Consider the following 23,586-nt stretch of genomic DNA (forward strand, 5'->3'; position numbering starts at 1 on the left):
CCGGAGCGAAGGCTACCTGAACCGGGAAGACCATGTTTTCGACTGGCGAATCAGGTACGATATCTACTATAAAATAACGACAAAATGGAAAATTGATTACAGTTACGATTATACCTACAAATGGAAAACCAGAGAGCAGTTGCCTGATGGAAATTATACTACAGTCATGCATTATGATACATCGAGCGGTTCAGCCTCGGAAACTGTGAGTAAAACCAATGCTGAATCGCTTTCCCATACCGAAACTGAAACCGAAAAACTGACAGTGGTTTATCATATGCGGCCTCCCACAGGCGGTTATGTCGGGCTGTCAACTTATTCCAATCCTGTCGAACGGGAGTACAGGGAAACAACTTTTTATTCGGACAATGCAGGCAATACAAATGGTTTAAACAGTTCGGACAGTATAGGCAGCATAGATAATTCAAGCAGTATAACCAATGGCACAAATAAAATCGAAAGGATCGACCCATGCTGTTCAGATGCTGCCGACAAATACAGGGATGCGTATGTGGATTTAAGGGCAATCGAAAGCACATTTTGGGTTTATCCTGACGGGAAATATCTAGGTAAACATGCTGTCAGTTGTGATATCCCACCCTGGCTGCACAGAATTATGGCAGAAGAAGTGCTGGCTATGCTCGATTCGGTAGAAAAGGATGATCCGTCCTTTAATTATTCCCTTATCGAATCTCCGGGCCAGGACCCAACGGATCCGCAGGTAGAAACTGCCGAGAAACTCATTCTGGAACTGGAAAAAGACCGGGAAGCTTACCTGAATAAGGATCAGTACCTCATGCCTTCAGGAAAAATATACACTTCAAGTGATTCAGCCCGGTACATTGCAAAAAATGAGGCTTACAACAGGCTAATAGAAGATATCGGCCGGAAAAACCGTAAGCTGGATTCTGACCTCAATTCCTACATTCTGAAGGCCCTTGAGGAAAAAGGTTTTGACACTAGCTCGCTTAACAGCGTTAGTTCAGGACCGATGACTCTTTTTAACAACCCGGCAGTCGAAAGGGCTGCTTCGGCTCTTGGTGAAGATATGGGCATAATCTCAACAATGACCGTTACCGGCCAGCCGGAAAGCAAATACAACTGGACAGAAAACCTGACCCTGATCGTTGACCAAAAGCCGAACTATCTTTATCACGATCCTGATTTTGACCTCAGGAAAGAGTATGAATGGACTGATGTCATGAGCGGAAAAACAATTTATCCTCTTGGTGTCCGGAATACCTGCATTTTCACAACAGGCATTTCCGAGGAAATAGCAAACGGTATTTCCTCAAGCGACGAATACGTAAAAACAGAAACTTCCCAGCAAATCAGCCAGAGCATTTTCACTCTCAACAAAGAGATTCTTCTGCTTGAGCAGAATCTCAGCGAGCAGACTATTTCTCTGGATACCACTCGTTTGAATAGTGAAGTCTATAATCTGAAGCATACCTATGCACAGGAAATGAGGTATCAGATAACTGAAAATATAGTCGAAGAGGTGAATTCAAACCCTATAGTTTCAGATTGGATCGGAGAAGATAGAGTTCGGGAACTCACAACAAATTACCTTAACAGCCTTTATGACGACCAGATAATTCAAAAATCGACTAGGGATGAACTTGCAGTTGAACTCTCTGTTATTATAAGCTATGAAATCCGAAGTTCAAACCCACCAGTTGGATCTGATGAACTTGACGCTACTTTGAATAGAGTAGATACTGATACCAGAATTGGCGTTGCAAATGGGATCTGTGCAGTTACCGTAAATAAAGGTCAAGCTCTTGATACCGGTTTCTGGAGAGTCGATAGTGAACTAAAAAGTTTGGCAAATGAAACTGTTGGCATCTATTCGGGAGAGGTACAAAATAGAATTTCAAAAAGGCTTGATAGGACGATGGCAGCTGTCCCATGTGGATTGCCGGTATTGCCACCTCACTGGATTTTTACGGTAAATGTATGGTCATATGAGATTGTGGGAAAATATCAGGTATTTACAGTTATTGATAACGATAATGAGGTGATTCCTAAACCTTATTTTGGACATAAAGGACAAAGGTATGTAAGAGAAAAAATACCAATATTTCATCCTTTTAAAAAGGATGAAAATGGAGCTGCCTTAAATCTAGGAACTAATGAAATGATTACTTTCTATTTTAGCGGTTATGCTACAACAATAGTAGGCCCAGGGCCAAGAGGAGTTGGAGACAAAATTGGAAGATCGGATGAAAAATCAGAAGAATATGAAAATCTTCTGAAGGAATTAGGAGGGAAAATGTGATGAAAGTAAAATGGATATGCCCTTTGTTCATAATTTTATTACTTATTCCAAGTATCACTCTTGCAGAATCTCCATATGGTTCAATGGATGTATATTACAATGACAAACTTCTACCTGGAAAAGAAACAGCTAAGCCGACTTTAAAAATAGAAGAGCCATTTAAAGTTAAAATTAATCTGACAGTATATCAAAAAAGTGACGTTTATGTCTCTTTATCGTGTATGGAAAAAGACTCTTTTAAAATTATAAATGGCCCGACATCGAGAATAGAGGAATACTCGAAACCGGACGTTTTAGAAGCAAATTCTTCTAAAGAATACGAATGGATTGTAGAACCTACTGAAAGGTGGAGAGGCGGGTCATTACCTCTAGATATATACTATACAATTCTTGCTCATGGCGATTCTGAACCTCTTGTAAATAGTGGATTTACAGTTGCCTATTGCACTATTTCCAACGAATACTACGAAGGCGAAGCTCCAGTCTCAGAAAATCAACCCACTGCTGGGCAGCCAGCCTCAGAAAATTCCTCTGCCCCTGCTGCATCTGCACCAGCTTTCAGTTTATTAACTGCAATTGTGGGGCTTGCGTTTGTATTCTTCAAATTCTCTCGCCGTTAAACACAATAACAGTAAATAAAATTCAATTTTTAGCTTTAAACTTTAATCCGACTAACTTGAAGCCGCTCAATATAGTATAAACTGACGTCCTGAAAATCCCGGAAATCCCCAATCAAAACCGAAGGGAGAAGAAGATTATCTCTTTTTCTCTCTTCCCTGACCCGGGCTTTTCTTCATTATCTCGCTTGTTGGTTTTCTCCTGGTCCATACACTTCTTTTCACTTTCGGCTTTTCTTCTTCCATTTTCTCTTCTTCGTCTTCATCCAGGTCGAGTCCAAGTTTGGAGTTTACGGAAGCTCTGGCCTTTTTAGCATCGGCAAAGTCCGGATTGATCCTGAGGGCTCTTTCAAGGGCTCCAAGGGCTTCTTCATTTTTCTCCAGGCCGGAAAGGGCCACACCTTTGCAGTACCAGGCATCAGCAGAATCAGGCTTTATTGAAATCGCTTTGCTGCAGGCTTCAAGGGCTCTTTTTGATTTGCCGAGCTTGAGATGAACCAGGCCTTTTCCAGCCCAGGTCTTTGCATTGTCAGGGTTTATTTTCAGGGCAGCATCATACGCTATCATGGCTTCCACAGGCCTGTTCAGGCTGTAGAGGGCAAAGGCTTTACCCTCCAGGGCCCTTGCAAGTTTCGGGTTAAGCTTAAGCGCGGCATCATAGGCTTTTATTGCTTCTTCGTATCTGTCCAGACCAGCGAGGACAGAGCCTTTTGCGTGCCAGGCACCTGCGAGCTTCGGATTACCGGCAAGGGCTTTTTCAATAGCTTCAAGGGCTTTTTCGTGCTGTTTGAGCCTGCAAAGCACTGAGGTTTTGAGATTCCAGGCTTTATCACTATCCGGCTTTATTTCGAGCAACCTGTCAAATACCTGTAGCGCGTCTTCTTCCCTATCGAGCTGCAGGAGCACAAAACCCTTTTCATAAAGGTACCCGGGATCTTCAGGCTTGATTTCAAGAGCTTTTTCAATTGCCTTCAGTGAATCCCTGTACATCCTGTGCCTTAGAAACACTCCCGCTTTGCCTGCCCAGGCCGCTGCATCTTCTGGATTTTTTTCAAGGGCTTTTTCATGGGCTGCAAGGGCTTTCTTCAGGCGGTCATATGCAGTATCACGAGTCTTATCCGTACCTTTCCCGGCTGTCCTGCCTTTCCTGCCCTCTTTGCCTGCTCTTTCAGGCCGGCCTGTATGTCCTGTCCTGTCTGTTTTCCTTTTAGGATTTTTTTCCATAGTATCGATCCGGTATCATTTTGTCAGGGGCAACGCTTTTTTAAGAAACTGAATACACTCCCACCCTTTCCCCTTCGGGCGGCAAATTCAGGAGAAGTCTTGTTTCAGACTCCGTTCTCTTATTTTAAACTGATCCTGTTAACCTATTTTAAGCAGCCGGGTAAGCATAAGATTTATGGAAAGCAACCCCGGAGAACAGTTTTCAATATCGATAGAAGTTTCCAGTATAGTAGAGGTTTTCGGATATAAGGTTTGCAGACCTGTTTATCGGTCTATTTTATTTTTATTCGGCTCATATAAGATAAATATTCAGGACACATATTTTTCTCATGCGTCTCGTTCAGGTGCTCATTCCCAAAGGGAAGAGAGACTCGGTACTTGAAGTGCTGGATGCCGAACAGATTGACTATGCGGTGTGGGATGAAACTGGACGTGGGGACTTTGAGGCTCTTGTTCAGTTTCCAGTGCCTTCGATTGGCGTAGAACCCGTACTTGACAAGCTGCGCAAAGCAGGAGTTAGCAAAGATACATACACCATTATTCTCTCACCAGAAACGGTGATCTCCGAACGTATCGAGATTCTAAATAAACGGTATCCTGACAAACGGATTTCCCGAGAGGAACTTATTGCGCGTGCTGAGGACCTTGCGCCTGTAGTTTCAACCTATGTCTCTTTTCTCGTTCTGAGTACTATTATCGCGACTGCCGGACTTTTGCTCGACTCAGCTGCTACCATTATCGGGGCTATGGTAATTGCCCCACTCATGGGGCCAGCAATCTCCGCAAGCGTCGGAACGGTTATCTATGACCGGAAGCTTATCTCGCGTGGGATACTTCTGCAGGTTGGCGGCCTCTTACTTGCAGTAGCCGTAGCCTGGATAATCGGCCTGCTGGTTAAGGATTTATACCTGCTGCCGCCAGGATTCGATATTCGTCAGGTACCCCAGGTAGTCGAGCGCACCAGCCCGAACTTCCTTTCGCTTTTCCTTTCGCTGGGATCAGGGATGGCAGGTGCGATCAGTGTTATCCGGAGCGCGGGATCGGCTCTGGTAGGGGTAGCTATTGCAGCCGCCCTGATTCCTCCTGCGGCAACGTCGGGGTTAGGCCTTGCATGGGGACTCCCTGGGGTTGCACTTACTTCGGCAGTGCTGGTACTCGTGAATATGCTTGCGATAAATGTGTCTGCACTTATCCTGTTCTGGCTTTCCGGTTTCAGGCCCTTCGAATCCTCAGCTATCCGCCTTGCCCGAAAGCAGGTGGCAGCACACGTGTTTATCCTGCTTACCTCAATCCTCATCCTTTCTACGGTACTCGGGCTTGTTACATACGCTTCGTTCCAGACTGCTCATATGGAGGAGCAGGTAAACATAGAGGTGTCAAGAATGCTTAACGAATCCGAGTATTCGAAAATGAGGCTGGCGACAGAAAGCATTGATGTCGATTACAAACCTGCCGACATGATATTAAGAGAGCCTGCAAGAGTAACTTTAATTATGTACAGCCGCGTAGGCCAGCAGATTCCTGCCGGTATAGCAAAAAGAATTGATGACCACCTTACAGAAGTTACAGGCCGGGAGGTTCGGGTCAGAGTAGGGTTTGTAGAAGCGCAGCAAAGTAATTAACCTCCTGCGGATACTAGACCGCAGAAACTATTTTTCAAAAAAGATATAAAGTTTCCCATCCTGCAAGTTACATATATTTAATCGTAAGTAGTGTCTCAGTTGCAAGTATCGATAAAAGAATTGATTAAATACAGGGTGATTTACATGAGTGAACTGAATATTCGGGAAGCCGATCGGCTGGAAATAACGGTCCTTATGGATAATTACACGGACATATTTCTAATAGAAAGCACTGATGTATGCAGACGACCTCAGTTACCTTTTTTTCCGCAGATACTTTTCGCCGAACACGGACTTTCCTGCTTAATCAAAGTCTGCGCCGGAGATGAAGAGCACACCGTGTTGATGGATGCAGCAGTTACTCCAGCCTGCCTTTTTAGTAACGCAGAGCTTTTGAAGGCTGATCTTGGCAGCATAGAAACTATTGCCCTTAGCCATGGGCATCCTGACCATTTTCTTGGACTTGCAGAGCTTTTGAAATTCTTAAGCAAAGAGCAGACTAAAGAAATCCCGCTTATTCTCCATCCCGAGGCCTTTCTTGAACGCCGCTTTAATATTCCTGCAATCGGGCACCCTGTCACAATACCTGCACTCAATGAAAGCACCCTGAAAGAAGCAAGAGCTGACCTCATAAAGTCCGAAAAAGCTTTTCCGATTGCTAACGGGCTTATCCACACAACCGGGGAGATTGAGCGTAAAATCCCATTCGAAAAAGGATTTCCCTGGGCTGAGGCGAAAATTAACGGAAACTGGATAACCGATCCCTTCAGGGATGACCAGGGGCTTGTGATAAAACTGAAAGGCAAAGGGCTTGTCGTTATCAGTGGCTGTGCACATGCCGGAATTATCAATACAGTTGAGTACGCAAAGAAAATTGCAGGAACGGATAAGGTTCATGCTGTGCTTGGAGGCTTCCACCTGACAGGCAGGATTTTTGACCCGATAATTCAGCCTACAATTGACGAAATGAAGAGGATAAAGCCTGATTATATCGTGCCAATGCATTGTACAGGCTGGAAAGCTATAAACCGGTTTGCAGAAGCGATGCCAGAACAATTCCTGCTCAACACGGTAGGCACAACCTATGTATTTGAGGGGGAACCTTAAACTGGGAAATCAATGTGTAAAATCCAGGCCTTAACTTCAGCAGTTAGTGTCAACTAACTCTTCAGCCTTTATTAAATAATTAAAGTTTCAATCAATCAGCAGTATGGACATGGGTTCAGGCTGCCCTTTTATAGGGAATACTATGGGCATCTCGGATTCTGCGGCTGTCTTTTTCATGTTGATCCCGACGGCGTGTTCCGGAATCCTTGCCATATTCGAGTGGAGACAGATTCCCTTTTCCACATTGCATTTTTCACACAGCCTGCAAGAGCCGTTTACAAATGCGACTGCAAAGGTGAAACCTTCGTTAAAGGCTGTCTTTTCAAGTTCGAGCATTGAGAGCAGCATTTTCTTGCTATAGTCAAAATAGTCTTCCCAGAATTTTGCGGCTTTTTCTTTCGTCGCTTCAGACCCGGCCGGATCAAGCCAGGTTCGATACGGGGCTCTTGAAATCTCCTCGTCCGCAATTGCAGGCGACCTGAACTTGACAAGCAGGGCGTACCTGTACTCTTTAAGTATTTCCCGGAATTCGTCAACGGTGGGAACATGCGGCGGGCATGTCAGCTTTTTCCCATACCCCACGCATCCCCTGCACTTTAAGACCACTCGTTTCTCTACAAAAACTTTATAGGTAGGAATTATCTTTGCGTCAATAGCCTCAAGTTCCAGAGCTTTTTTCACAAGAAAGTCAAGTTCCTCAGGCTTTGTATCTCGAAATGCCATAATCATCCCTTCCACAACTTATTTTTCGCATAAGGACTGCCTTTAACTGCGGCACCTGTCTCGCTTTTACTCGAGAGCCGGGCTTGCTATACCGCTTCAGGATTTGCTTCTTACTGAACAGGCTTTGTTTTTCATGCAGTGTTAGCTTTTTTCATATGCTTATGGCTTTTTAAATCCTTCGACTTGATTTAAATGTTCGGTCAATTATTTTCTATCAGCTGCATATTACCAGGTATTATATAAAATTATTCAGAAGTACCTTCTCAAGTTTATGTAATACAAAGCTGCCCACAGTTAATATGAAGTAGCACGAATTTTAACAAAAGTGTTAAATATCAGTTCGTAGTATAGTTAGGTGTCTCTACCAAACAGACACGGAATCTAGTCGCCTCCTAAATCGCCGACAGCACCAGAACTTTTTTGCCCCTGCCTGCAAGGAAAAACAGACAGGGGTCAGGGTGCAGAAGATAGAGTTCCGGATCAGGACCCATAACTTACTTTTTCGGCATTGCTTATCCGGAGTACCGATACTATCTGGATTTCGGCACCGTTACGGAATTTCCAGTACCTTTCCGAGATTAGACTTCTCTGACCGCCCTGAACCCAAGACTGTTCAACCTTTTATCCTGAGACGCAAAAAGTCTTTCAGCCGACCGACAGCAGCCCGCATTTCCGTTCCAGCCCCCGCCTCTTCTTATCCGCACCGGAATAGATACGCTCGGGAAAGAGCTTTCCCAGGCCTTTCCGTCTGCAGGGGCGCCTTTGTAACTGATGTGGTACTCATCCTGCACCCATTCCCCTGCATTGCCATAAATATCGTAAAACCCCCAGGGGTTTGGCTTTTTCAGGCCTACAGGATGGGTTTCAAGTCCGGAATTTCCCAGAAACCAGGCGTGTTCCTTAAGTTTCGATTCGTCGTCTCCAAAAAAATAAGCGGTTGAGGTTCCAGCCCTGGCTGCGTATTCCCATTCGGCTTCCGTAGGGAGGCGGAAGATTCGGTTATTTCCTCCGGGATTTTCCAGAGCATTGAGTTTCCGGAAAAAAATCTGAACCTCATTCCAGGAAACATTTTCAACCGGGTGGTTTTCGCCCTTAAAATACGAAGGGTTATTTCCCATGACTTTCTGCCACTGCTCCTGTGTCACCGGATACCTGCCCAGATAAAAAGGTTTTTCAATCGTTACTCTATGCACAGGACTTTCCCAGAGCTTTCTTCGTTTTTCACGTATCGGAGAGCCCATATCAAATTCTCCGGCAGGAACCAGAACAAATTCCATGCCGATTGAGTTAATTATTGAGCTACTGGACATATTCTCGACTGAATTGTTAACCGAGTTATTCATTGAGTTACGCACTGCATCATTCATCGGGTTATTCACTGGAATATCAATAGAACTGTGGCTTGAACTAATCATTGAGCTGTCAATTAAACCGCCAGATAAATAAGGTTCGATTTCTTCCGGAGCTTTACAGTTTGCAGAGAGAATTCTTTTCGGACTCAGTGTTCTTACCACCCTGGTTAAATAATCAAAAATATCCTCTAAGGTTTTATCTTCTTTTTCCTTTGCTGTGACCTGCCTCACAGACTAATGAAACTAACAAATCAAACCCTGTATGAAATATAATGTAATAAGTACAAACAATAAAATAACATGCAATAAAACACGAGCGAGAAAAAGAAGTGCAGTAAAAGAACTTTTATTAAAAATATAAAAAAGTTAAATACCAAATGCTCAAAATGAAAAAGTTTTTAAGGTATTAGTATAGAAGCAGGGGGAGAGACCGTAAGTGAGCAAAAATGAAACAGTGCCTTCTTAACCTGATTCTTTTTTCGGGCAGAAGAAAAGACCTTCTACTGCTCCTGAAGGAAAAACCAAAAGATATCGATACGATAAAAAAACTGCTTAAAGTAGATGCCAGTTCTATTCAGCCCCATATTAAAAAAATGAAAGATTCCGGCCTGATAACCGAGAAAAATAAAATCTACAGGTTGTCCGAAATGGGAGAGGTAATAGTCGAAAATATGCAGCCTCTCCTCAGTACGGCTGAGTTTTTCGGAGAAAATACTGAGTACTGGCTGAACCACGATTTAAACTCCATTCCCGAATTCCTGCTGGAGAGAATTGACGAACTCGGGCACTGCGAGTTACTGGAACCTGACACCGAGCATCTGGTTGAAACCCCAAAAATACTTTTCGATAACATAATAAGTTCAAAAGAGGTTCTGACCTTTACAGCCTATTCTCACCCTCAAGCTCCTTTAATCTATGCAGAGCTTGCGGAGAAGGGAGCTGAAATTACACTCTGCATGACCGAAAACGTTGCAGAACGCTTATTTCTCAATTACCGGAAAGAAGCAGAGAAGCTATCCGGAGCCAGAAACTCCAGGCTTTTTGTATTACGAAAGCCGGCAGAGATTCCGTCACTGATCATAACGGACAGATGCCTTGCACTCAAGCTTTTCGAAAATAACGGAAAGTTAAGGGATCAGATAGTCCTGTGTTTCGAGGAAAAAGCTCTATGCTGGGGAAAGGAACTTTTTAGATATTGTATGGAAGCAGCCGAGCCTCTGGATGAACAGAAATTCCTGCAGTTATCATCTTAATTCTTTCATTTTCATTTCGGGCCTGATTCCGGCGTTTAACTCTGGAATGCAAAAAACCATCTGGATATTCAGCCCCTCAGAGTCTTTTTCGGGCTCACAGGGCACGCATTCAAATCCGTACCTTTGCCCCATTTTTGCAGTGACTGCTGCTGCAAGCGCATCAAGGATATCATCTTTTGCAACTTCTTTCCGCCTGTACTTTGAAAGCGCACTGGTGGCAATTTTGTCTGCAACCAGGCAAATACTTTTAAGGGCTGTTATCCTTTCAGAAAAGCCTTCAGGACTCTTTTTTGTAGATTGCATAGGAGAACCCGTAAACGCCTGAAAACAGACTTCAGGTGCTGTTTCCTTTACTGTTTCCCGCAAGACTTCGTTCCTGGCCAGGAATGCATCTACATCCCGGATTTTGGGAACTATATTCCAGGCCTGCCTGGAAATACTTTTTCCTGTAAGTTTTTTGTTGATCTTGCAGGCCTTCTCATAATTCTCCGCATAGATGGCTTCCCTGCACGGCACCGGAAAAATACTGGATTTTCGGGCTTTCAGGATTCTACGTGCCCCGGTATCCGAAATTCGCTCCCCTGAGCCTCCGTTTTTCAGGCCTATAGGAATGTCAATCAGGATGAGAGGCTCGGCCTGTCCGTAATTCTTTTTCAGGAAATCAATAAGGGATGAAAAATTCGGAAAAAGCCCAGTCTCCCAGTCACAGTTTTGATCGTTTTCCACGGCAAGGAATACTGCAAACCAGCCTGCTCGGCAGCTGTCAACCCCGACAAAGACCTTTTTGTTCACATACGCATATGGAAGTAAAAATTTAAAAAATTTCTTGCTGAAACCGGAAGTGCAGTATCCAATAATTGATAAAGGCAGCCAGTGGATAGTAAGTTATCTTCATCTACCGGACTGCCTCCTGTAGAGGTTGGCAACTTAGAGACCGCCGGTTATAACCAGTGCGAAATCCTGCTTCTGATTAACATCGGGCATGGTAATTGTTGGAATATTAATACCCGTAACGCGGACGGTGTAGGTGCCTGTTTGTGGTGCGTTCAGGACGACCTGCTGAACATTGTCATTCGCAGGGGCTCCGTGCGCTACTGTCTCATCTGGAGCCGTGACCGACAGGCGCAATTGATTAACAATACCTCCTACCGCCGGGGTACTTGGATAGTCCGTCCAGACAAGAGTCGCATGGAACGGGACTGAGCCGTCAACTACCGTAAAAGTATAACTTCTCTGCTCTCCGGTTCCCACAGCATCCGCAGCAGAATCGCGAAGTTCGAGTTTAGCCGGGCAGGCTGGAAGCAGCGAATTCTCGAGATTAATGCGCCCCCAGCCCTCGTCACCGTTGGGTACCGGACCCACCTCCGGCGGTGTATACTGGCCTGCCAGTGGTACAGCACCATGAAGCAGTATAGCTTTGACCAGAGAGGCTGATGGGTTAGGAAAACCGTTATTCTGGAGATACTGGCGGATTAAAGTTACTACGCCAGTAGTGACCGGAGCCGCCATACTTGTCCCTCCCATGAACATATAGAAATCCCGGCGCGCATCCCCTGCTGGCAGCAATCCCCAACCTTTTCCGCTCGCGACGCTTGAACGTACTGACAGGATATTGGTGCCCGGAGCAACTACATCGGGTTTGATCCTGCCGTCGTCAGTAGGCCCGCGGCTGCTGAACGCAGCCATTCCATCCGGATTATTGGATACATGATCCGTGCGGATTGGCGGTACCGGAAAATCGGCCAGCCACCTGCCTGTCCCGTAATGAACATCAGCTCCGGGCGCTGGAACAGAGCCGCGTGGGCGGAAATTTTCGGAAGCGCCGACAGTAATGCAATTCTTGGCAGTTGCCTGCACAGAAAGGGAATCAGGGTCAATCACTCCGTTGCTACCGCTGTCTTTTCCCTCGTTACCTGCAGCAAACAAAATTACTGCATCCTTATGTGTCCAGATGAAGCCGTCGATAGCCTGGGTATCTGAAGTATACTGACCATAAATCAGGTTTCCTGACGCATCTGCATTACCACCCCAGCTATTGTTGAAGATTCTTGCACCATCGTCATAGGACTGCTGGAAAAGGATATTGAGATCGTCCGGGATACCAAGGAGATAATACCCATCCGGGAGATCGGTCTGGAAAGGACGTTTGAAGTTACAAAATTGCTCTACGGCCTGAAACACTAATCCGGCTTTGAATGCCATGCCGCGGAAGCTGCCATTTGACCGTGCACCGCTGCCCAGCACCGATCCGGCAACATGGGTTCCATGACCGCTATCAAGGTCTGCAACGCCATCGTCCCAGGTAGTGTTGTCAAGAAAAGGATGAAGCCCCGGAGGAATCGCCCAGCTGTGAGTGGCAACTATCCTTCCTTTGAAATCTTCGTGCATTGAGACATCGTTAACTCCGGTGTCCAGGCCGGTGTCAATCACACAAACAACCTGTCCTTCACCATCGAGTCCGTGATTGTTCCAGACAGGAGGAACACCGACTATACCGGCGGCAATGTCATTGAAAAGTTTTGGCACAGCAAACGGCTCAATCCACTGCACGCTCGGCAGTCCTGCCAGTACCTCAATTCTGGAAGCGTCCAGGGATATACGAAGAACTCCTTTTTCGGCCGAGATAACGGTACCCCCAAGGCGCTCTACCTCCTGCCTGACCGCTGCCGCATCATCCTCTTTATGCAGGACTACTTTGAGATTGCCCAGTGGACTCGGCCTGTAAGCTTCCGCCTTAATCTCTGCGCTATGCAGGGCAGTCGGGCTGACCTTGCCGCGAATGCCCATAAGCAGCGGACTGATCTTGTATGCAGGCTGGTAAGGACCGACCCAACGCACGAAATCAAGCTCAGAAACCTGGTCCTTTACTTCGGGGGTCATCCGCACCAGAAAGGCATTGTCAGGAACATAATCGCCGAGCTTGCCTCCAAGCTCTCGAATCTCGTCACCCCATTCGGACTTAACCGGACCAACAAACTGAACAATCCAGTAGTTCTCCTCAGTCAGACCCACTTCGGCTGCATGCAAGCTCAATGCTGCTGGAGCGGCAGGAACCTCGACCGTCGGGTCGAACTCGATTGACCGTAATTTGATTGTCTCTCTGCCAGCAAGTGATTCAAGTTGATATCCTTCGCTTGCAAGTTGCTCAGCCTGGGCTTCGTTCACTTCGGCGAGAATACTGCCTGGATAAGTCGCCAGTACACGGGAAACGGAAGCTTCTGCATTGCGCCGTCTCTCCTGCTCGCTTTCATCAACAAAAATCATAACCTGTTTGGTACTCATTTCGCTTCCTCCTCTCCGCTCTTAACTTCCCGGACTCAATCTCTCTACCCCTGGCAAGTGCCAGTAGCACAAGCCTCTAAAAAACAAAACCGGGAAGACCCCCCCTCAGTATTTCCAGAGCGCCATAAGTAACCTTATTGAAGACTCTGCTCTTCTCTAATCACACAGATTATCAGCAACTCGTTCGTAACGCGTTCGATAGAACCCGTGGAATAGAATTTATCGATTTAATAATCGTTTCAATATATATTTTAAACATTTAATATATAACTTCTGGCTTTGGAAGGAATCCTTATATAAGCCAAAATAGAATTATAATTTTCATATTTATAATAGAATTTCGTAGATAATATTTATAATTTTAACCTATATCAAATCCCTTTTTGGGATTAAAGATATTCCATGAGTTTCCATAGAAATCTATATCTCTTCACGGGCTGGATTCCCGAAAATATAAGCTAAAATATAAACGGACTGCTCTGGCTAGAAAAACAAGAATAATAAATAAATTTTCCGGAGAAACTCCGGATTAATAAATACCGGATTTAATAGTAATAGGGAGGCAGGTTATGAAATTCTGGTTGCTCAAAGCTGCAGGCACCCTGGAAGACGAGGAGCTAATTCTGGAAAACAGCGTAATTACAATAGGATGGGCTGAGTTCCCGGACTTATCCGGCATTAAAAACGAAGTGCAGGTAAAGAAAATAATGCTCGAGAAATACCCCGGGATGAAGGAAGAGCATAGTTCTGCCTGGGCAGGGGAGATCCACGCCTTTATCACAAAAATAAAGAAAGGAGACCTTGTGGCAGTTCCGCTCAAAACCAGGAGCGAGATACTGATCGGAAAGGTTACCGGAGAATACGAATACCGACAGCTCAGCAACTTTATCAGTCATATCAGGAGTTTAAGGTGGCTTAAAACACTCCCGAAAGGAGATTTCGAGGAAGAGTATGATATCGACCTCAGTTCTCCTGAAACACTCTCCCTTATCGAAGAGCGCCCCGAAAAACTTTCAGGATTAACTGAAATAAAAACCCTGGGAAACCTTGTTGAAGAACTTAATTTTGCCCTTGAAGACCTTAATTCCCTGAAAGAAAGGCTGCTTGAACTTACATACAGGCTGGCTGGGACTGAAGAGATCTCCGAAGTCCGGAAAATCGCAGCCGAGATGGAAAAAATGCTGAAAGAGAAATGAGTTAACAAAAACCGAAGAAAACTGAAAACAACTACTCAGCAGGAAAAAGAATTAAAAAGAAGTAATAACTGCATACAAAGAGTAAGCTGTATTCAGTTATCACTTCCTGGACGATTTTTTTCCCCAGTTTCATCCTTAATGTGTTTCTATCCGGTCAATAATCCCTTTTGCTTCCTTAACCATGTAAGCCGCTTCATCAGTTGAGGCCTGCTTGCATACCTTCATTTTCTCCACAAGATGAATGAAGGATTTAAGCGTGGAAACGGTTTTTGCATCCTCACCTTTTTCATAGTGGCACATTGAGGTGTCCAGAAGGGTAGCCAGACCTGTTTTTGTCTTCACATGACATTTGTAGGTATTTTCCACATACTCCCTGAGAGCTTCCATTTTCTCTAGAGGTGTTAACTCGGGAGAAGCAAGAGTAAACATGTAGATATCCGGGTTTCCATTACGGTCATCACTCCAAACGATTCTATCACCGTAGATAGCTGGGTCCCCTTGATGAACTGTTTCATCGCTGGTTATTTGAATTTCCCTGGAAGTGGAGAGGTCATACATGTAGATGTCTGAGTGACCTATTCCAAACATCCACACTATCCTGTCTCCGTAGATATCCGGACCCCACGCATCGTAGCCGATGAAAGTCAGTTCTGAAGTAGAAAGGTCATACATCCAGACAAAATCGCCTGCTCCTTCACTCGTATACACTACCCTATCCCCGTAGATAACAGGACCGTATTCAAGAAAACCTCCACCTCCTGCGATCTGGGTCTCCGTGGAAGTAGAAAGGTCGTACATGTAGATGTCGACAATGTACTCCTCATTTCCATTCCGCTCATCTGTCCAGACTATCCTGTCCCCGTAAATAGCAGGTCCCCTCTGGTTTGATTCATTGGTGGTTATCTGAGTTTCTGTGGAAGCGGAGAGGTCGTACATGTAGATATCCGTATTTCCGTTCCTGTCATCCGTCCAGACTATCCTATCTCCATAAATAGCAGGCCCACTCTGGTTCGATTCGTTGGTAGTTATTTGAGTTTCTGTGAAAGTGGAGATATTATACATGTAAACATCGTAGTTACCGTTCCTGTCATCCGTCCAGACTATCCTGTCCCCGTAAATAGCAGGACCGCTCTGGTTCGATTCATTGGTGGTAATCTGCGACTCGGTGGAACTGGAAAGGTCGTACATGTAGATATCCCAGTTCGGTTCGTAAATATAGGCATCATAATATCCATTGCGGTCATCCTGCCATACAATCCGTTCGCCATAGATATCGGGACTCGACTGGCTTGAGTTATTGGTAGTGATCTGAGTTTCCGTACCCTCTTTCTCAGCAGGCTTTAACTCACCAGAATCAAGAGTAAACATGTAGATGTCCCGGTTTCCATTACGGTCATCACTCCAGACGATTCTGTCCCCGTACATTGCAGGCCATCCCTGAAAGGACTCGTCGGTGGTAATTTGAGATTCGGTTGAGGTGGACAGGTCATACATGTAAATATCCTGGTTTCCATTGCGTCCGTCCATCCAGACTATCCTGTCCCCGTATATATTGGGAGACCAGCCTGAGCCACAATCTCCGGTAGTAATCCGGGTTTCTTCGGAAGTGGAGATATTATACATGTAAATATCAATGATTCCTGTGGGATCTGCACCCGTCCATACGACTCTATCCCCGTATATATTAGAGCGCCCTAAATTCATAACTCTTGATTCGTTGGAAATCCTGGTTTCCCTGTGAGTTGAGAGATCGTACATGTAGGTATCATAGTTTCCATTACGGGAATCAGTCCACACGATCCGGTTCCCATAGATAACACAATCCCATTGATCGGCTTCATCGGTAGTTATCTGAGTTTCCACTTTCGTGGAAAAATTGTACATGTAGATATCCAGGTTTCCATTGCGCGCATCTTGATACACTATCCTGTCTTCATAGATGAAAGAGCCTCCCTGCTCTGATTCATCGGTGATTACAGGGGATTCGGTTGAGGTGGAGAGGTCGTACATATAGATATCGCCGTTTCTATTACGTGCATCATACCACACTATCCTGTTCCCGTAGATAACAGGACCTGACTGAGCTGACTCATTAGTGGTAATCCGGGTTTCGGTGGAAGTGGAGATGTCATACATGTAGATATCGTAGTTTCCATTACGCAAATCTTCATACACTATTTTGTCCCCATAGATCAGGGTACTCCCCTGATCGGACTCATCGGCAGTTATTTGAGTTTCAATGCCCTGTGCCGTATCCGCGGATGCGGTCGCGCAGATCAAGGGCAAAAGAAATAAAGCTGCAACTATTGAACACAGCCTGTTTCTTGTTTTCATTGTTATTCCCCCAGTACTCTGTAAATTAATTTTGTTCAATTGTTGGCTGCCAGTTGTGTTTTTTCATTCCTTATCAGAATTGAGCAGTCACAATTGTCCATTACATTAAAATCAATATCAACAGGCCTATTTTTCAAAAACTAAATTGGTATATAAATATAGGCATATAACCGTTAAGACAATATTAATAAGTATATAATGAAAGGAATATATAACAACCACCGATAAATAAAATAGAGAGTGCACGCTAAATTTGTTGATCCGGTTCTAAAATTCGAAGATTGAATTTTTATCTTTCTCGTAACCTTTTCAGGGGTGAAGTTTTTTATTCTGAAACTATTTAACGTATATAGGAATTTTAGCATTTCACTCTTCAATAAAATAGCCGGCAGCTTAGATATCAAAAGCTGAGGAAAGTTCAGTTAGATAATGGTTCGAGAGAATGAACATAAATCCTGAAAAAAGTTTGAGATTGAAATACATACCGGATCATTACTCGGTAGCAAAAAAATAAAAAAAGGCTATATAAAATTTCAGCCTCTACGAAAGTTACCAGAAGCTCAAATTTTACTGTTCAAATTGTCCTCCATTGGTAAAGAACATCGAGTCGCCTTCACTGGAATACAGGATCAGCTGCCCATCCTTAATAACCGCTGATTTTACACCTGCCAGGAGTTCCATATATTCGGGATCCATGGAATCAGGGCCACATGCCATAAGTGTTATGGCAGTCGAGTCAATGGTGAGATTGTTTTCTTCCAGAGTATAGCTTCCATTGCCGCTGTTGCATTCGGCTTTGACGTAACATGTTCCATCAGAGAAGAAGGCAAGGATGTAATTCTCAGGGTTAGGTACCAGAGTATACTTGTCAGAATGCTCGTAACCTTTCCACAACCATCTGATACTGGTAATTTTATCAGCTGAAATAGGTTCAAGCTGCTGGGAAATATCTTCAGAAGATTCAGACTGAGGGGAGGTACCTCCAGAAATTCCAGACTGAGAGGAAGCGCTTCCAGAAGATCCAGACTGAGAGGAAACATTTTCTACAGGTTCTGGCTGTTGTGAAATATTTGCTGCAGATTCAGAAGTATTTGCTATAGATTCAGAAGTATTTGCTACAGGTTCAGTTTGCAGGGAAATATTTTCTACAGGTTTTGAGGAATTTTCCTCCTGTTCGGTACAGCCAAGTGAAAAGGAAACTATGGTTATAATTCCTATAGTAAGGAACAAAACCAGACTTATTGACGTATTTTTCATTTTCATATTATGCCTCATAAACTAACTTGATAATCGAATGAGCTGTTTAAATATATCGGCTCTGTAGAAATCCTCAGTTTAGCGCAATTATTTCTACACTATTTTTTTATGTTACACTATTTTTTATGTTATATACACTATGAGTTTAAACTTTACTTCTTTTACTTGATTACGGAACTTTTTTGCCCTGAAAGGCTGTCTTAAAACTAAACCATTCAATAACTGGATAATGGCAATGTTAAGTTTAAAATTCATACAGTAAAATCCTCTTCTGGAGGTATCTGGTGAAAAAAAGTAACTTAAAAGGTTAATTGAAAAATTTGAGAAAATTAACCTTACAAATTTAATTTTAGCCTAATTTAGCCTATACCTAATTTAGCCTATAAGATCATTGAGATCAAGTTCAAACCCGACGACCGCGTATCCGAGAGCAAAATTGCTTATCACCTCGGGATGGAATTCTCCAAAGACTCCGAGTTTCTTGCCTCTGACATAGACATCAGCCCGCCTGCCTTCGAGAAAAGCAGGGTCCTCGGATTCTTTTACCTCGTAGGAAAGCATCATTTCCCTCATGAGGGCGTCTACAATCTCATAAATCTCGGTGAAGTTGGCCTGTGGGTGAATTGAGACGGCAGCTACGTGCTGGCCCGTTGTCTCGTTGCTTACGATCTCCCCGAACTCGAAGATTTTCTGGGGAAGTTCCCTGTGCTGGTTTAAGGCAAGGATTTCAAGGAGGTTCGGAAGCAGATTTGTCCTGAGCATTGTCTGGTCTTCGCTTATCGGGTGAAGGACATAAGTAACATCTTCCGTCTTTTGCCTGCGCATGTTTTCGAAATTGATTTTTTCGCTGGTAAGCGTAAAAGGCATCACCTCATAGTAGCCAAGGCCTACCATTATCTCGTTTACTGGAGAGCGAAGCCGGGAAATAGGGTGAGACTTTCCCGCGGTATAGGTCTCAGGCATCCTTACTTTGATATTCTCATACCCGTAACCTTTGGCAATATCCTCTACAAGGTCATAATTATGAAGAATATCGGCCCTGTAAGTCGGGACTTTTACCTCGACAGTCTCCTGATCAAGGGCTTTTGCTCCAAAGCGCATTCTCTCAAGCTGTTTAATGATTTCTTCTAAGGAGAGTTCCATGCCGAGAAGAACTTTTACTTCAGCCTTTGTAAGGAGCCTGGTCTTCGGTTCAAGGTCAGGCAGGATTAATTCCCCGCAGTCGGGCCTGACAACCTTTACGAACTCTATCTGCCCGCCTCTTTCCGCAAGGGCGGTGACTACAATGTTCAGGGCGGTATATACGGCTTCTCCAAGCCCGGTGACATCGATAAAGAGGTCGGTTGTTTGCTCGGTGACGCTTGTAAGTGTCCCGTTAATAATAGGCGGGAAAGACAGCACGTTGTCGTCTGCATCCAGGATGATAGGGTATTTATCAAAGCCCCTGACAAGATGGGCAAATCTAGTGCCTTTGGGGTGCTTTTCCAGGATTTCGGTCATGCTCATTTTTTCGGTGTAGTCCAGAGGCACGAACTCGAAACTCGGGTCGACGGCCATATACCTGAAAGGCGGCTGAATGTTTGAGAGATCGTGCACGCCTATAGAAACTTTTTTCCTGTTTCTTCCAAGTCCCCAGTGCAGGTCTTCCTGAAGGTCCATGAGGGATTTTATGGAAGAGGATGTGAATTTTATACCTCTTACAATTGCACACCCAAGAAAAGGCCTGATCCTCAGGATATCCTCGCTGACCGAGATCGAGACCTTAGACGGTTTTACCTCATATTCGGACAGCCCGGTCTCAAGGTCCAGGAAACCCCGCATTGCCCTGGCTGCCCCTTCCACACTATAAAGGTCAGGCCTGTCAGGGAAGAACTCGATATCGATATACTCGTCTTCTATCCTTTCGATATCGGCTCCTATCATGGGCACCCTTTTTATGATGGTTTCCTTATCGGTTCCTGTGAGTTTCTCGAGGTCGTCATACTGCAAGGTAATTACTGGCATTGGGAATTCATCTCGTCTTTTGCTTGCTAACTTAACCCCAAACATACTCAACTTTAGATTTAATGTTTTTGTTTGAGGAGGTATGAAGGACTTCATCACAGATCTGGAGCTGTAGTACAGGAGACAAAGTATTGTTATGGATCAAGGTTCAGACAAGGCTCGGATACTGGTTTAGATCCTTCTGGGTCCTTTCCAGATCATTTTTGTATCCTTTATATCTTGCTTGTACCCTGTATTTCGAGAGGTTAATTCTCTTAATTTTGTGAGTTCATACGATATGTCAAATTTAATTTCAGGATACTTTTAGCACAAGAAGTCAAGAAGAGTCTTAGACTTATCAAATTTAACCTCAACAAATTTCTTTTATATCTCAAGCCTTGCTACTTATCCTCAAAACTATGATACTGAGCAAAATTTGTTTTTACATCGATACTTTCAGAGGAAGCTTGTTGTCAAAAGCTTGCCGTCCCAATTAAGTATAGAAATCTGAACATTGTGATTGATCTTTGCCGTATTCCGGCAAACAGAAACGGCAACCATCATAACCATGTTTCAATGCCCGCTTGAGATCCTGATAAGCTCCTTTATTGTAACGGCCAGTTACTATTACTTTCCAACAATGTTAAATTGTCACGGATATACTAAGAGGCATGCAAGAAATCATCTTTGACGATATCGGAAGTTATCCTTTGCCTGAAGGAGTCAGTAAGGGCTGGATTCAAAATGCCTTTAAAACGAGAGCAGAGGATGAAAAACTCTTTAAGGTAATCAATGACGCCTTCCAGCAGAAAATAGACTCAGGCGTGGAGATCCCCAATTATCCTCAGTATCAGGATGTTTTCATGTTCCTGAAAGTCATTCGGGATCCTGGCTGCTGTGACAACCCTTTCGAGGTAAAACTTGAGTGCGCCAGGATCGATGAGCTGGAGGCTATAGAAGCAGTTGCCAAAACTTATAAAGAAGAGTTCGGAGAAACTCTGAAAGTGAGGATCTGTGTAACAGGCCCGACCGAACTTTATTTAAAGGAATTCGGAGGCACACAGTATGCTGATATTTACTCTCTTTTTGCAAAAAGTGTGGATAAACTTGTTCGAAATTCCATGAAATCTGCGAAAAATTTTAAGATCTCAAAGATCTCTATTGATGAACCGAGTATAGGGCTGAACCCTGAGCTTGCTTTTGATGAAAACGATATTATTTCTGCCCTTACAGATGCTTCAAAATCAGGAAGTAAACTGGGAGCTGATGTAGAGATTCATCTTCATTCTCCTCTCTACTATAATCTTGCCTGTGAAGCTCCCACAATCAACGTAATAGGAGTAGAATCGGCAAGCAAGCCTTCCTATCTGGAATTAATTGACAAAAAAGTGCTGGAAAGTACAGACTCATTTCTCAGATTGGGAATTGCAAGAACTGATATCTTCACTCTGGCAGGAGTCCTGAATGAAAGACACTCTACTAACGTCTGGAAAGATCAGCAGTACCTTCAGGAAATTGTCACAGAGCTTGAAACCCCAGCTATTATAACAAAGAGGCTCAAGCTTGCTTACGGATGTTTCGGTAACCTGATAAAGTATGCAGGTCCTGATTGTGGACTGGGTTCATGGCCTGACCAGAGAATAGCTTTTACTCTACTCTCCAATGCAGCTCAGGGAATAAGTGATTTCCGGAAATCTCTCTGACTCTGATATTTTTAGTAATTTTTTACAAACTTGCGCTGGAGTGTCAAGTTCCTTTCCCGCCTTCTCAAGGGAAATATGTCTTGAGTCTAGAAGAACTTCAGCCAATCTTTGGGAATCCAGGAAATAACCAGAGAATCTGCTCTTCCTTTATTCTGCCTGGTAGTTGTGAATTTGAAGATACACTGAGTTTAATTTTTATTATTACCAAAACTTATACCAGGGTTTACTTTTTTCTCCAGGCGATAGCAGTATTGTTTGTTTCTTCTCTTTGCTCCTGAGGTGCAGGATATAAAAAGAAAAATTTCCCTTGAAGGGAAATATCATTTTTTTTAATTATTCCATGGAGCAAATGATTCTGTCTCGTTGCCACCGGTTACGTCATTATCAACGTCGTAGTAGAAAGCTGCAAATTGAGTCGCATCAATCTTTATACCGTTATCAATAACGCAATCAATACCTCCTCCGTTAAATACTGGACCTCTGATCTCTATTACGTCTGCAGCTGCAGCAGACCCTATAGTTAGAAAAAGAATTGCTAGGGAAAGACCCAATCCAATTGCTGTTCTGTAAAATGCTTTCATTTCTCATTCTTCCTAATTTTTATTGCATTTTAAAGATTTTAAAAATTTTAAATGTTAGTATGTAAAACTGTATTTTTTGAACGGGTTGAACCTTTAGAAGAATGTGCAGGCTTATTCTAAGGCTCTCTACTCTCTTTTTACTAAAGGGCACGACTTTAAAAATCTAGCAAATTTTTTACAACGTTTATAAGGGGCTTATACCCATTGTTTCTCTTATTATTGTCTTTATTATGTATCGGATCTATGGTATATATTATAACATATATTTATCCGTATGATGTACTATATAGTAATCTGCAGTAAAATAATATGAGCGCAAAAAATGCAGAGAGAACTAGAAGAAATAGCAACTCAGTAAAGGCAGAGAATTGCAAGATATGGCAGACAGGCAGTTTACAGACCTCAGCCGGGATCATTTGAAACAGGGTTTTACCAGGGAATTAAGAAATACAAAATGATTATGGTTTTAACCTTGAGCTTTTAACCCATGTCTGATTCGGATCAAAAGACCCGGGCAATGTGCCCTACTTAGAACGGTTGCAGACTTTGAAAGGGAATACAAAATCGAATACCTTTTGAAATCCTAATTCTTTCTTTTCCGAAAATGTCTTATGCTGCGCACAACTTATGAACAGACAGAGGTTGATTGATGGCAGAAAAAAGCGAAGAATTATATCATAAAAGATTTCATGGAGCTGGCGGACAATGAAGAAGAAAATGAATCTGTTTAAAAACCCCATAAAACCCTTCACTGTTATTTTTTGGGCTTGTGTAGTTGTGTTTATGGCTATCTTCGGGCTGCTGTTGAAACGAAAGAAAGCAGACCTGATAAAAAAATGAATCCTTTTTCTTTTTGTCTATCAATTTAGTCTGGATATTAATTAGAGGCATTTTAAGGCTCACATAACTATAACCAGAATAAAATCTTTTCTTATTATTTGCAAAAATAAAGGTAACTATTCAGGTAGCCTTGTTAGGGCTCCACAATTTTTCCTCGTTCCGAGGAAAAATTGGATATAAAATGAATTATTTTTTTCTTTTATGAAACGTGAAGAGATTCTTGCTCTGTGT

At 43.6% G+C, this 23,586-nt stretch carries 16 protein-coding genes; 7 read left to right on the forward strand and 9 right to left on the reverse strand.

All coding sequences use genetic code 11. From position 1 onward, the window contains the following. Together ACPK8D_RS05050 and ACPK8D_RS05055 are read left to right on the forward strand one after the other, a co-directional pair. Positions 1–2,281: DUF7286 family protein (locus tag ACPK8D_RS05050; RefSeq protein WP_424716758.1), on the forward strand; the 2,281-nt coding region annotated here is incomplete at its 5' end. Continuing rightward, positions 2,281–2,901, forward strand: a complete 621-nt coding sequence (locus ACPK8D_RS05055) for a sarcinarray family MAST domain-containing protein (protein ID WP_424716759.1) — start codon at positions 2,281–2,283, stop codon at positions 2,899–2,901. The genes ACPK8D_RS05050 and ACPK8D_RS05055, both read left to right, overlap by 1 nt. 135 nt (positions 2,902–3,036) lie before the next feature. Here the strand turns inward: ACPK8D_RS05055 and ACPK8D_RS05060 are convergent, their stop codons facing one another. Further along, a complete protein-coding gene (locus ACPK8D_RS05060) occupies positions 3,037–4,122 on the reverse strand; it encodes a tetratricopeptide repeat protein (protein ID WP_424716760.1) in 1,086 nt (361 codons plus the stop codon). 329 nt (positions 4,123–4,451) lie between these two features. Here ACPK8D_RS05060 and ACPK8D_RS05065 point away from each other — a divergent pair, with 329 nt between their 5' ends. Both ACPK8D_RS05065 and ACPK8D_RS05070 read left to right on the forward strand, forming a co-directional pair. Beyond that, positions 4,452–5,744 (forward strand): TIGR00341 family protein, encoded by a 1,293-nt coding sequence (locus ACPK8D_RS05065; RefSeq protein WP_424716761.1) that lies wholly within the window; start codon positions 4,452–4,454, stop codon positions 5,742–5,744. A 144-nt stretch (positions 5,745–5,888) separates the two neighbouring features. Continuing rightward, positions 5,889–6,851 (forward strand): MBL fold metallo-hydrolase, encoded by a 963-nt coding sequence (locus ACPK8D_RS05070; RefSeq protein WP_424716762.1) that lies wholly within the window; start codon positions 5,889–5,891, stop codon positions 6,849–6,851. An 87-nt stretch (positions 6,852–6,938) separates the two neighbouring features. Here ACPK8D_RS05070 and ACPK8D_RS05075 read toward each other — a convergent pair whose 3' ends face one another. Next, complete coding sequence (locus ACPK8D_RS05075) at positions 6,939–7,574, reverse strand: DUF2284 domain-containing protein (protein WP_424716763.1); 636 nt, start codon at positions 7,572–7,574, stop codon at positions 6,939–6,941. 578 nt (positions 7,575–8,152) lie between these two features. Continuing rightward, the gene (locus ACPK8D_RS05080) at positions 8,153–9,088 is read right to left on the reverse strand and encodes a formylglycine-generating enzyme family protein (RefSeq protein WP_424716764.1); all 936 of its coding nucleotides are present in this window, start codon (positions 9,086–9,088) and stop codon (positions 8,153–8,155) included. A 284-nt stretch (positions 9,089–9,372) separates the two neighbouring features. Between ACPK8D_RS05080 and ACPK8D_RS05085 the strand changes: the two genes are divergently transcribed. Further along, on the forward strand, positions 9,373–10,179 hold the full coding sequence (locus tag ACPK8D_RS05085) for a helix-turn-helix transcriptional regulator (RefSeq protein ID WP_424716765.1): 807 nt from the start codon (positions 9,373–9,375) through the stop codon (positions 10,177–10,179). Here the strand turns inward: ACPK8D_RS05085 and ACPK8D_RS05090 are convergent. Continuing rightward, positions 10,171–10,971 carry a DUF429 domain-containing protein gene (locus ACPK8D_RS05090; RefSeq protein ID WP_424716766.1) on the reverse strand — a complete coding sequence of 267 codons (801 nt, stop codon included), beginning with the start codon at positions 10,969–10,971 and terminating at the stop codon, positions 10,171–10,173. The two genes, ACPK8D_RS05085 and ACPK8D_RS05090, sit on opposite strands and share 9 nt — an antisense overlap. Before the next feature lie 135 nt (positions 10,972–11,106). Continuing rightward, entirely contained in the window at positions 11,107–13,461 is a 2,355-nt protein-coding gene (locus tag ACPK8D_RS05095; RefSeq protein WP_424716767.1) for a S8 family serine peptidase, read from the reverse strand. A 569-nt stretch (positions 13,462–14,030) separates the two neighbouring features. Between ACPK8D_RS05095 and ACPK8D_RS05100 the strand changes: the two genes are divergently transcribed. Next, positions 14,031–14,657: a restriction endonuclease gene (locus ACPK8D_RS05100; protein ID WP_424716768.1), complete on the forward strand. Its 627-nt coding sequence runs from the start codon at positions 14,031–14,033 to the stop codon at positions 14,655–14,657. Between the two features lie 135 nt (positions 14,658–14,792). Here the strand turns inward: ACPK8D_RS05100 and ACPK8D_RS05105 are convergent, their stop codons facing one another. From ACPK8D_RS05105 to pheT, 3 genes are all read right to left on the reverse strand, one after another. After that, positions 14,793–16,991: a hypothetical protein gene (locus ACPK8D_RS05105; RefSeq protein ID WP_424716769.1), complete on the reverse strand. Its 2,199-nt coding sequence runs from the start codon at positions 16,989–16,991 to the stop codon at positions 14,793–14,795. 567 nt (positions 16,992–17,558) lie between these two features. After that, a complete protein-coding gene (locus tag ACPK8D_RS05110) occupies positions 17,559–18,254 on the reverse strand; it encodes an META domain-containing protein (RefSeq protein ID WP_424716770.1) in 696 nt (231 codons plus the stop codon). 369 nt (positions 18,255–18,623) lie between these two features. Next, positions 18,624–20,252: a phenylalanine--tRNA ligase subunit beta gene (gene pheT, locus ACPK8D_RS05115; RefSeq protein WP_424716771.1), complete on the reverse strand. Its 1,629-nt coding sequence runs from the start codon at positions 20,250–20,252 to the stop codon at positions 18,624–18,626. A 650-nt stretch (positions 20,253–20,902) separates the two neighbouring features. On the opposite strand from pheT, the gene ACPK8D_RS05120 reads away from it, so the two are divergent. Beyond that, positions 20,903–21,934, forward strand: coding sequence for a methionine synthase (locus tag ACPK8D_RS05120; protein WP_424716772.1), 1,032 nt, complete (start codon positions 20,903–20,905; stop codon positions 21,932–21,934). A 329-nt stretch (positions 21,935–22,263) separates the two neighbouring features. Here the strand turns inward: ACPK8D_RS05120 and ACPK8D_RS05125 are convergent, their stop codons facing one another. Further along, positions 22,264–22,515, reverse strand: a complete 252-nt coding sequence (locus tag ACPK8D_RS05125) for a hypothetical protein (protein ID WP_424716773.1) — start codon at positions 22,513–22,515, stop codon at positions 22,264–22,266. Positions 22,516–23,586 lie beyond the last annotated feature (1,071 nt).

It is taken from the genome of Methanosarcina sp., assembly GCF_049706645.1.
Taxonomy (GTDB): domain Archaea; phylum Halobacteriota; class Methanosarcinia; order Methanosarcinales; family Methanosarcinaceae; genus Methanosarcina.